The sequence below is a fragment of the Pedobacter aquatilis genome, from assembly GCF_030409415.1.
GTDB classification, from domain to species: Bacteria; Bacteroidota; Bacteroidia; order Sphingobacteriales; family Sphingobacteriaceae; genus Pedobacter; species Pedobacter aquatilis.
This window is the reverse complement of the sequence record NZ_JAUFPW010000011.1, coordinates 46,810-57,990: the sequence shown is the minus strand read 5'-3', so window position 1 is coordinate 57,990 and position 11,181 is coordinate 46,810. Positions and strand designations below refer to the sequence as shown.

General features: G+C 39.2%; 12 protein-coding genes. 6 read left to right on the top strand and 6 right to left on the bottom strand.

Features of this window, described 5'->3' with window-relative positions; translation table 11 throughout:
- Positions 1-35: 35 nt before the first annotated feature.
- A complete protein-coding gene (locus QWY86_RS03315) occupies positions 36-446 on the bottom strand; it encodes a helix-turn-helix domain-containing protein (RefSeq protein ID WP_290238732.1) in 411 nt (136 codons plus the stop codon).
- Positions 447-760: 314 nt separating this feature from the next.
- Here QWY86_RS03315 and QWY86_RS03310 point away from each other — a divergent pair, with 314 nt between their 5' ends.
- Together QWY86_RS03310 and QWY86_RS03305 are read left to right on the top strand one after the other, a co-directional pair.
- Positions 761-1,477 (top strand): HEPN domain-containing protein, encoded by a 717-nt coding sequence (locus QWY86_RS03310; RefSeq protein ID WP_290238731.1) that lies wholly within the window; start codon positions 761-763, stop codon positions 1,475-1,477.
- 102 nt (positions 1,478-1,579) lie between these two features.
- A complete protein-coding gene (locus tag QWY86_RS03305; protein ID WP_290238730.1) occupies positions 1,580-2,224 on the top strand; it encodes a hypothetical protein in 645 nt (214 codons plus the stop codon).
- Positions 2,225-2,512: 288 nt separating this feature from the next.
- Here the strand turns inward: QWY86_RS03305 and QWY86_RS03300 are convergent, their stop codons facing one another.
- The 3 genes from QWY86_RS03300 to QWY86_RS03290 form a co-directional block, all read right to left on the bottom strand.
- Entirely contained in the window at positions 2,513-2,827 is a 315-nt protein-coding gene (locus QWY86_RS03300; RefSeq protein WP_290238729.1) for a hypothetical protein, read from the bottom strand.
- Between the two features lie 349 nt (positions 2,828-3,176).
- Entirely contained in the window at positions 3,177-3,695 is a 519-nt protein-coding gene (locus QWY86_RS03295; RefSeq protein WP_290238727.1) for a hypothetical protein, read from the bottom strand.
- A gap of 160 nt (positions 3,696-3,855) precedes the next feature.
- Positions 3,856-5,922 carry an FAD-dependent oxidoreductase gene (locus QWY86_RS03290; RefSeq protein WP_290238725.1) on the bottom strand — a complete coding sequence of 689 codons (2,067 nt, stop codon included), beginning with the start codon at positions 5,920-5,922 and terminating at the stop codon, positions 3,856-3,858.
- 405 nt (positions 5,923-6,327) lie between these two features.
- On the opposite strand from QWY86_RS03290, the gene yhhA reads away from it, so the two are divergent.
- Genes yhhA through QWY86_RS03270 form a run of 4 tightly spaced genes read left to right on the top strand, consistent with a single transcriptional unit; the run spans position 6,328 to position 9,067 of the window.
- On the top strand, positions 6,328-6,513 hold the full coding sequence (gene yhhA / locus QWY86_RS03285; RefSeq protein WP_290238723.1) for a YhhA family cyclophane-containing RiPP: 186 nt from the start codon (positions 6,328-6,330) through the stop codon (positions 6,511-6,513).
- Positions 6,503-7,654: a cyclophane-forming radical SAM/SPASM peptide maturase YhhB gene (yhhB, locus tag QWY86_RS03280; RefSeq protein WP_290238721.1), complete on the top strand. Its 1,152-nt coding sequence runs from the start codon at positions 6,503-6,505 to the stop codon at positions 7,652-7,654. Before yhhA ends, yhhB begins: the two co-directional genes overlap by 11 nt.
- Entirely contained in the window at positions 7,641-8,228 is a 588-nt protein-coding gene (gene yhhC / locus QWY86_RS03275) for a cyclophane-containing peptide 2OG-Fe(II) oxygenase YhhC (protein ID WP_290238720.1), read from the top strand. Before yhhB ends, yhhC begins: the two co-directional genes overlap by 14 nt.
- Positions 8,225-9,067 carry an aKG-HExxH-type peptide beta-hydroxylase gene (locus QWY86_RS03270; RefSeq protein ID WP_290238718.1) on the top strand — a complete coding sequence of 281 codons (843 nt, stop codon included), beginning with the start codon at positions 8,225-8,227 and terminating at the stop codon, positions 9,065-9,067. Before yhhC ends, QWY86_RS03270 begins: the two co-directional genes overlap by 4 nt.
- Here the strand turns inward: QWY86_RS03270 and QWY86_RS03265 are convergent.
- Together QWY86_RS03265 and QWY86_RS03260 are read right to left on the bottom strand one after the other, a co-directional pair.
- The gene (locus tag QWY86_RS03265; protein WP_290238715.1) at positions 8,991-9,779 is read right to left on the bottom strand and encodes a hypothetical protein; all 789 of its coding nucleotides are present in this window, start codon (positions 9,777-9,779) and stop codon (positions 8,991-8,993) included. The two genes, QWY86_RS03270 and QWY86_RS03265, sit on opposite strands and share 77 nt — an antisense overlap.
- Complete coding sequence (locus tag QWY86_RS03260) at positions 9,776-11,149, bottom strand: AAA family ATPase (RefSeq protein WP_290238713.1); 1,374 nt, start codon at positions 11,147-11,149, stop codon at positions 9,776-9,778. Before QWY86_RS03260 ends, QWY86_RS03265 begins: the two co-directional genes overlap by 4 nt.
- Positions 11,150-11,181: the final 32 nt, after the last annotated feature.

Below are 11,181 nucleotides of genomic sequence, written 5' to 3'. Positions count from 1 at the left end.
TAAGCTCTTTTGCATTTTAATATTTAAACGAGGATCTAAGACTTTTTTAAAATGTCGATCTTTTCTCTTTCACTTGCTAACAATCTTTCATAAAGTTGCTTATTGCCTTCTAACGCTTCTAACAGTTTATCAAGCGGATTGAAGGTACAGTTGTTATTAACCGTAGGTCCAGAATTTACAACTGAGCTATCATAGTTATTTTGAATGTTATTAATAACTGCTTCATCAGAATAATTCTTTATTGCCTCAGCAGTTACTCCTAAAGCTTGGGCAACTTTGTCTAAGGTCGAATCTTCAATATCTTCACTCTGTTCAAGTTTACTAATTGCTTGCTGGCTAATACCCAATTCATTGGCAAGCGCTTCTTGCTTCATGCCACGTAATTCACGGATACGAGAAATCTTACGTCCTAAATGCATTCGAGTGTTTTTTTCAGGTGTTTCCATACCCAAATATACCTATTTTTTTTGACCGTTAAAAACAACTTGTTTTTCGTATTTAACAACCCACTTGTGGTTCGGTACGCCTGAATTGATTTGCAAATTCGAGATAACTTAAAAGCCATATAGTTATGAAAACAAATCAACCTACACCTCACAATCGAACAGACTGCATCATGAACCTCGTAAAATCATTGGTCGAAAAATTCAGGCCGATGTACATTTACTGTTTTTGCAGGCTCACCAAAACTGTTAGTAAATCTGGATGTTTCGGTTCGAACTATAATGCAACTGAACATCATCACTTTCTTTTAATGGTTATGGAAAGTAAGACAAGAAATGAACATGAAGTGCAGGATTTTTGCAATACCAGATTTTACCCTGGAAAAACCACAATATTATCTCATGGTCTGGAAACCATTCAGGAATGCATATCAAAAAACAACCGTTTTTTCATTTCCGTTTTAAACGATTCACAGCAATTGTATAGCGTTGACGGGATTTTCAACACAGCCAAAAAAATTATTTTTGACCTATCTAAAGATTTTGAAAAAGCAACTAAACATTATGCCCATAGAATTAAACTATCTTCTGGTTTCCTGGAAGGCGCGGCAGACTGTTATAGTAATGAACATTTTGTAGTCTGCCTCTTCATGGCGCATCAGGTGATCGAACAATGTACGATAGCATTAATTAGAGTTCATCTATCCTATCGGTCGGATATTCATCATTTAGGACGCCAACTTGATTTATGTTCCAGCTTTTCATCATTACCCTACGAAATGTTTAATTCAACCGCTGAAGATCGCAGACTATTCGAAATTTTGCTAAAAAGTTATTCTCAGGCCCGCTATAACGATCAATTTAAAGTAGAACAAGATGATGCTGATAAAATTCTATCTAAAGCTTACGCTTTTGAAAAATTGACAAGAAGTCTGTGCGAGGAAAAGATAGCAGAATTTGAAAGACAAGAAAATCATGAAAATGAAATTTATTTCAGCAATATTGCTCATATGCCTGAATCTCCGATCACATAAATATTGCCTAAACGATTTTTTATTTATTACCACGAAATCAATAATTTTCAATTTCATTAGATAAATCTTCTTAAATAGTCTTGAGTAAATCAACTATTCCTGATGGAAAAGCTTATGAACAATGACTTTGATGATAGAACCACAATAAAAGACATCATTATGAAAACTAAGATAAAACAAAAACGTAAGAACCGGATTAACTTCCTTGATGCTGACGAAATAGAGATGCCAATGAAACCCATAACAGCTTTCTTTGATGCTGCCTGGTTGCCGCAACAGCTGGAAATGTTAAAGGATTGGCGAAACGATGTTTCATTTGAATCAAGTCATCCGATCAAAGGTAGCCCGTCAGACAGATTATATGACCATGAACTTACCATGAAGCTTATTGAAGCTGCCTGGTTAATTCGAAAAAAAACAATTGGAAAGCTCGATATTGAGAACGATGAAAATAATGTAATTAAAGAATGGTGTATAAAAAATGAGAGAAAACAATTACGGGATTACCCAAGCCACCTGGAAGTAGATGAAATCATAAATCCTGCTACCGTAATTAAAAAGTTTTTTAAAACTAATAAGCTGCGCCATTACAATTCTATCTTGAGAAACTGGCTGTATGATGCTTTAAGTCATAAATACATGGAGGAAAGTCTATCCAAAGAGCAAATTATTCCTATTTACGAAAACCTGATTTGTCTGTTCGAAGCAACGTGGTTGATTAGTGAAAGAAATAAACTACGACCTTAAAATTCGATTGATTTTTCTTGACAAATTGTTAAGGGATTTATGGACAAACATCAATCGGTATCTGTGCTGACCATCTCAATTATTTAGATTATTAATCATAGCACTAAAAAGCCAGGATAAGAAACAGACAAATAATTACAAGGGAATAATAATTTTCGTTCTCGTTAACAGGACTTAGATGTTAAAATTGCCGTTTTTCTGATTATCAAATTAGAAGAAATTTTATGTGTGGTTAGCAGAGCTTAAGTTAGTAGATTCGCCAGACAAAAAAGCTAGTCAGCTAAGAAACTATTTTTTCTTCTTCAAATTATTTTGCTTTAACGCTTTAGTCTCAGCTTTAGCTTTCTCATAGACAGACTTGGCACTCTGTTCTTTTTCGGTGGCTAATATTGCCCGCTTTTGCGCTAAAATTTGCTTCTCAGCTTGGTTCATAAGATTATCGCTGTCAATAAGGTATAGTGAGTCAATTGCTAAAGCCAAGCCAGGTTCATTACCTCTTATCACCTTAAACTTATCAGCCTCATTTGATATATTCTGGTTTTGAGAAAACATATAGAAAGAAAAACCAATTGAAAAAATGAAGGTAATTGTTATAATTGCCAAACCGGTGAAATATGGTTTTGAACTGAAGTCAAAATTATGATAGTGCCTGACCGGAATTACAGCCGGTGCCGCAGCTGATTTCTTGATTAAAATTTGCAGGTGTTTATTTAAAACAGAGAATTCTTGCTCATGTTTCTGCTGTAGCAAAATTTCTATGATCTTCGAAAATGATTGTTCATTGCATAAACCAATTCAGTTGACGCGTTTCCGCCAATTCTCTAAAATACAGACAAGCAAAACCTTACAGCAAATTTATTTCTGGTGAGGCGGGGTCAACGTACTCTGGTTTATCCAGCTTAAAATAAATCTCTGTTTTAATCAAAGAAGACTCATCTTTGATTTGCAGGTTTTAAGAAGTGAATAACACCACGATGGCAATGATGGCGCTGATAATGGTTAGGATACCAGCCCAAAATGCTATTCGCTGATTTAATTGTGGGCTGTCCTGGAAATTAGCAATTTTTTGCCAGGTAGATAAGTCGGGCGCATGCGGCAATACCTTAGATTCCTCTGGAAACCTTTTGTGTTTGTGGCTCTGATCAAAAGATTGAAAACCAGAACGTCTACCAGTCTTTTTTATAGTCTGCTTGTTTATTTCCGCTTGTACACCGAATCTGATCGCCTCACTGAAACTATATTTTTCACTCTCTTTTTCTGCCTGATATGTCGCCCATGATAAACGTGTATCTACAACTTCTTTACCTAATCTATCCAAGTGATAGGTGTTTTCTTTGCTTTTGTAAATAAGTTTCAGCTGTTCAGCTTCAAGGACAATACTCTTCTCTTTTTCGTTCGTATATTCCCCAATAATAATTTGGGTGTATGCTGAAAGGTATTTTAACAGGTCATCTATTTTTTTGATATCCATATTTTTTTAACTTAAAAGAGCTTTATTTTATTAGATTAATGCCTCGGCATAACAACGGTACAGTTAAATTGCTCAAGTATTGGCATTATAGGGCATGCATAGGATACCTGTTCATTTCCCGCAAAAATAATCCCCATTGGCCTACCATCCGTGGTTAAGACTAAAGCGCCCGAATCGCCGCTTCCGGAAAACCGGCCATTGAGTCCTCTGATTTCAAATACGTCTTGAATACCGCATATCCATCATTGAACTTTACCTGGATTCGGCAGGACACGGCGGAAACAATTCCTTTGGTAATACCCGATCCTGCACCAATTTTTTCAACCTCCTGGTGAACCGCAATTTTCTCAGCGTCTAGAGCGTTGATTCGCTCATATGAAATTGTTTTACTCAATTGGTCATCAACAACGACCAGGCCTGCATCCATTTTATTGGGCTCGCTGAAATCACCATAATTGTAGTTTAGGTGTGTAGCATGTGTAAGTTTGCCCAGCGATTGAAATTTTGTATAGCGGATAGAATTCCTGTCATAGAGTAAAACGACCTCATTACTATTCGAGTAGTGCTGTGAACTTACGGCATGAGAACTGGAAAGCACACATAACTGTCCATAGGCATTGATTACAAAAGCACCCAAAGAACCATAATAATTCCTGCTCATTTCAGCTTCGATTTTATTGGCAATTGGAGCACCCATTTCAAACCTGGGTTTCCAATTATCTTGTTGACGAAGCGTTCCATACTGCGCGCTGATTAGCTCGGGAACGCGTTGGAAAATTACTGGAAAGCCTTTGTGCTCAATTATATCCGCCAAATAATTTAATGGCTTTGAGTCTGGAATTTTGAGTACATAATGTGACTTTCCATCCTGTTCAGTCACCCCAATACCCACGCTAAAATCATATTTTATACGTGATTGTAATGATCCGATATTATCTGCCATATATTTTTTTTGATTTGTGGTGGGCACTTCGATTCCATTATAATACTCCTCTGGCCACAGTTTGTCGCAACTGATATCTGGAAGTGGTGAAGTAGGAATCGTACAATTGGGGCCTAATAGAGGCTGGAGAATTTGTTCCGGACCGTGTCTGATAATAACTTTGTCCACAATTACATGCATGGTGTTACCATTCTGCATGGCAATGGTCACTTTGAACTGACCGGAATCTGGTTCATAAGGACCAGCTTTTCCGGCCAAATAGTTAATCTTTTTTAGTTTAGTCAGCAGAAAAACCAAAACCCTGTTGTGAACAGATGCATCCCGACTCATTGGACTCGCGTTTTTTCCATTGAGATTGACCTCGGTATCATTGCGTAACTTGGAGCCCAAAAAATCATATAGTTCATCCGGAAAAGGGATTGTGGAATACCGTCTGTTAAGCTCCTCGCTTGCCTGCTGGCCCGGCATAACACTAAGACCATCCTCAGCATCAAGGATTGCCTGACGGACACCATCAAATGTTGGATGGTTCAGAAATTCCTCAGAGTGCTCCCGATGATTAAAATTCAGAAGGGACAGGCGGAGAGCGTCGATCAGACCGCCATCACCACATCCTGAAATGAGGTATTTCTTTACCTTACCGCTATCGGACTGATGAAGCGAATCATTTTTCCAGTACGTTTGTGCATTAAGAATCCCTTCGGTTTTTTCAATACCAAAACCAGTGGCTAAGATCACGCATTCGTGGTCTTTTAATTCATGTGGGTTAACGCGCACCATACAAAACTCGTCGCGGTCAGTTAATTCAACGACCTCCGTGGACAGGCATACCTGGATTCCAGAGCCGTATTGCTTCCATTCATTCATGATTTGCCTAGAGATTGCTTGCGCAGATTGAGCATACCAATTTAGAACCGGAAGATTAGTGAGTTCGATATTACTGCCTTTCTTAGGCCAGTCATAAATCTGTGGATGGACATACCGCGTGTCATTTCCGCTCCACATTGGCATAAGTACTTGACCACGTTCATACAAGGTAACCTCAAAACCTCTGATCTTAGCTGCAAGTGCGGCGGTCATACCCGCAAGCCCGCCTCCTACGACACCAATTCTGGCGCCGGGCTTTAAACGTCCAGATTCAATCAAAGCACAGATTAGATTGAAAGCACGATGTTGCTGGGCATGAAAAGTCACGCGCTTAGCGGTATTGCCTAAAATATAAACGTATTTATGTTCTGGTATTATGGATCGCCTGAGAATATCCTCTCGCTGGTGTTCATTCATGTATAGAGTACAAATGATTAGATACACGAAGATAAAGATTTATTATTTCTTTAGTTCCGACGACATTAATTTTAATTAGCCAATCGTTGTCTAATTTAACTTGAGTTTATCCAAAACTATGATCTCTAAGGTTCACAAAGCGTGATATATCGAGCAATGAGTACGCATTTAAAGATCGGTTGACGATGGATGTAAACATTCTACAATTTTTATTTTAAAAAATAACACACAAGCAATAAACAAATTAATAAACTGATTAACAGTAATTTATATATTATTTTGTTTGTTTGCAAGCAGATAATGCGTAGTTTTTAATCAAAATAATTTATTGATTATCAAATAGTTATTTATTATCTGTATGTTTTCTATTTTTTTATATCTAATTTTATGACCAAATCATAGCATATGAAACCAATCGAACGCAGCTCAAGTGCTCCAGTAACTCCAATCGAAATTATCCCAGTGGCGGTTGATGCTTCCAAAATTGACAATGAGGTTTTAAAAAGGCTTATTGCAGAGATAGATTTTGACAGGGAGAATCACTTGCACGCCTATAACAGAACCCATAACCGTCACAACCGTGGACGTTAATGCTTATACTTCAAGTCAGATTGACACCATACTAATAAAGGTCGCCAGCAGATGCAATATTAATTGCAGTTATTGCTATGTGTACCATATGGGGGATGATAACTGGTCTAAGCAATCTAAACTCATCTCAAATGAGACCATTGATTCCCTAATTTGTTCACTTGGTGTTCTTGCATCCAGACAACAGGCGAAATTCAGTATAGTCTTACACGGCGGAGAACCGCTTTTACTTGGAAGCAGGCGTCTAGCCCATCTGCTAGAACGGTTGCGCACTGTTTTACCTGCCAGCTACCCAATCAGCATTCAAACGAATGGGGTGCTCATCACTACAGAGTTGTTGGACATTTGTTCCGCTTTTCAAACCAGTGTCGCGGTGAGCATAGACGGTCCGGAAAAAACACACGACAAACTCAGACTGGACCATAAAGGCATGGGAACTTTTCATTCAGTCATGAAGGGGATCAGTTTGCTCAAGGCCCATAAAGACAATAAATTCCTGAATGCAGGTCTGTTGGCTGTCATTGACCCCAGTTCGGATGCGAGAGAGGTATACAGCTTTTTTAAAGAAATCGATGCGCCTAGTGTGGACTTTCTGTATAAGGATGGCAATCACGACCGATTGCCTTCAGGAAAACTTTCGGCTACTTCAATTGAATATGGCGAATGGATGAGTAATCTGCTGGATGTTTATCTGGATGATGCTGACCCTGTACCAATCCGAGTAATTGATGATATGCTTAAGGTGCTTTTGGGCGGAATGGTGAGTAAGGAAGGGATGGGATTGACTGACTTTGGAATTTTAATCATTGATACTGACGGAACCATAATGAAGAATGATACATTAAAAAGCACATTCAATGGGGCGGACAAATTTTCACAACAGTTAAATATTAGAGATACCTCGATCCTGGATTTTATAGTAACGGGCGAATTTCAGGAATATAAAAAAATGCAACGCCCGGTGAATGAAGCTTGCATCAATTGCGCAAACCTTTCTCTGTGCGGTGGCGGCATGATGTTGCATCGGTGGGGTAAGGAAAATGGTTTTGACAACCCCTCAATTTATTGTTCTGATCAGTTTTATCTGATTGACCACATGCGCCAAGTAATTAAAAAAAAATTAGCCTATGCGACCTTATGAACCATTACCAATTGACAACCTTTCTTTGACCGTTCTTCCTTTTCCTCACTTTATCAGTGAGTGTATTATGGAGGCTGATCTGGCAGAAAAAACATTGGAATGGCTAAAAACTACTGATGAGTGGCAACTGACAGAGACAGATTTCTATACCCAGCATGAGTTCAGCTTGATGGACCTCAATATGCCTAAAGAATTAGCAATACTTAATAATAAGTACTTTACTGACCGCATTGCAAAAAAGCTGAAAAATGAATTCCTTACAACTGATCTCGAACTCGTGGGGATTACGGCACATCTGTTAGTGGATGGTTACAAGATGGGGGTTCACAATGATTTCCTTGGAAAACAAGAAAGCCACAGGTTGGTGATACAGCTCAATGAAAATTGGAAATCGGAAAACGGAGGTTATTTAATGCTTTTCGGTTCGAAAGATCCGCAGGATGTTGCAACGGTGATTTCTCCTGTTCACAATTCTGGTATAGCATTTGAAATTTCCTCTAATTCTTATCATGCAGTTTCAACGGTACATAATTTCAAACGTTTCACCTTGGTTTATACTTATAACCAGATATGAAGCTGTTACCAGAGGGGCAAACCCAGGCATACATCAGCAACCCCAATCCTGTATGGAAGTTGAAATTCATTCGCCTACTGGCTGAAGCGCATAATGAAAGACTGCAGTGCAAGAACTACATGTCTAATGTATACAACACACGGGAAGTCTATTTAAAAAAAAGAATTCCCACACCAGTGCAATTTGTAAATTCGTCTTCCCTGCCCATCGAGCTCCCCGATGTTGAATATCTTGGTGACTTTTATCTTAAGAATGATCTCTCCATGCTTGCAATAGAACAATATGAAAAACTGGACTGCGGAAAGCAGATTAATGAGGCATTAGATATGTTGAACTTTGCAAATCATTGTGGTTCTTCTGTGAAAAATATCGTAAAGGCTGTGCAGTTACTTGAACAGTATGCACCTGAATACGATACCAGTTATAGCCATCCGGATATTCCTTTTACAGTTTTTGTTTCGGTTGGAAAAAAAAAATCCGAAATTGATACCGTAAGGCTCGCCGAATCGATTCTCCATGAATCAATGCACCTGATGCTAAGCCTTATTGAAAAAGAAATCCCACTTGTAAGCGATAATGGGAGACAATACTATTCACCGTGGCGCATGGAGAACAGGCCAATACGAGGCGTGCTTCATGGCCTTTTTGTTTTTAAAGCAATTAGTGATTGGTATAGTGAAGCTCAAAAGCATCATCAAGATCCGGCTACCCGTGATTTCATGTTATGGCGAACTGAAGTGATTCATCAAGAATTCCTTCTTATCAAGGATTTTCACCTTGAGCCTGGATTAACTCCAGCGGGTGCCACCCTGTCAAGAAATCTATTGCCATCGAACTAAATTCCGCAGAAGGCTTCATTGAATCTATCAGCCGGTCCATAAGTGGCTTTACCATGTTATGGTCAGCGGAATATCCATTAGCCAAAAACCCTTCTACCAGCTCTTTGTACGTTTTTAATACGATCAGCAGGCTTCTTCTGGATTCTTCAAAACTACTATCACGCAGACCAAGTAATTTAATATTTTCTTTACCTCTCTGAGTGATGCCGATTGGTTCATCAAGATGGAAATGAATATGGTCTCTTGGATTTTCTATTGATGGATCGATAAGCACCGGATGCTCGATTTCCTGTCCGTGATGATTAAGTTTCCTATCTGAGCCTTCCATTAAAGGAAAGAAATTACGCTTATAGCTGCAGTTTATCAGCACCTTGCAATAAAAAAGGTTATCCCATTGGTAAGCTAGCCAGTAATACCCTGGGAATACACTAGTCTTACCTTCAGAGTCCACTCGCTTCTTCGGCCTGAAATGTTCTACATTTGGATAATCTCCACAAAACTTCGCCTCACTAAAACAACATTTATTGTACTGTCGAACTTTTAATGCAGCTCTAACTTCCGCACTGGCGTATTGGTTTCCTATATCAAATTTCAGGCTTCCGTCGTCATACCCTAATTTACTGGCATCATACAGCAAGGCAAACTCCTGCTGTTTTGCTAAAGACACAGCGGCCAACTGCATTGGAGATGCTCCCTTATCTATTGCGATCATTTTAGTTTACCTTCCGTCTTTAAAAATTCAGCAGTTTTTCGAAGCTGATCCAAAAGTGCCTGATCATCATGCTTCTCCGCCATTGGCATCTCAGCGAGCAGCTGATCCAACTCTTTGATCCGCAAACTGTCCCCGTTTGTTTTCACATCCTTGTCAAGCAGCAGTCTGCGTTCATCAATCAAAGCCTCAAATTCTGGACTTCGTTCGCTATCCACACCAAAAAGATCACTGGTAATGATCTGGCCAATACGCCATCCTTTAACGATGAATGGCGTATTGTCGATATGCACCTCCTTACCCTTACGCTCGAGCACACAAAGATTTTCATTTTCGGATGATTGCGCCATGAAAGGACTATGGGCGGTACATATGAATTGGGTGTTTGGAAAAGTGTCAGTTAAAGTTTGCTGAACGATCCTCTGCCAAGTTGGGTGAAGGTGAAGATCAATTTCGTCAATAATAACGACTGCAGGTTCACGAAGCGGATCATCGCTCCTCGGATTGCGCGCCAGCATTTTAAGCGCAAGATCCACTGTCCATGCCACCATAGTCTTATATCCTAGGCTCAGGCTATTCAACGGTACTTCTCCATCATCTGTTCTAAGCCTTACCTCTTTTTGTTTGGCTGAGATTAAGATATCGTCCGTGCTCTTCAACCCTGGAAGTAATTTCACGAGTAATTCCTTAATCTGCTTTAGGAGCTCGGTCTCCTTCCCTATACCCCGTTCTTGGAGGGCAGCGTGATCCTGAGACAAAAGCTGTTCAGTGGCATCAAAGAGTTCACCAGAATCAGAAAAGAGATTATAAGTAGGGTCATTCAGTGCCGAAGCATCGGCATTTTTAAGCTCCATGTGCCTGCTTGCATTGTATGCATAAATATTTGGGGCATAAAACTTATTTACGGCCATTAATACGGGTTCCACAGTATGAAGTTCACCATTCCGGTTTTCTATCACTTCTGAAAATGACAACAGTGAATTATCGTCTGGTTTTTCACCGAATGGTGTACCTACACTAAGTTCAGCAGAAACCTCACCGATTACGTTTTGCCCCAAACGAACCATCTTCTCATACTGACTATCATCTTCGAGCCCATCTAAGGCTGGTTTAATTGTTAAGCGCTTATCATCCTCATTTAACCCAGCTTTAGCCCTTCGCAGAAGATCTGTTTCTTCTACGGGAGTAGACCAGACAATACATTTGAGTAGCGTCGTTTTGCCAAGGCCGTTATTACCTAAAATTAAAGTCCACTGAGAGAGATTTCCATTCTGGTCTTTCAGATCCAAAATTTGTTCCTCTCCGAAACACTTAATGTTTCTTAGTTTGATTGAAGAAAAATATACAGGTGTTGTTTCAGTAACTTCGTTCATAAAATCCGTGTAGGTTAACAAAAATAGAAATT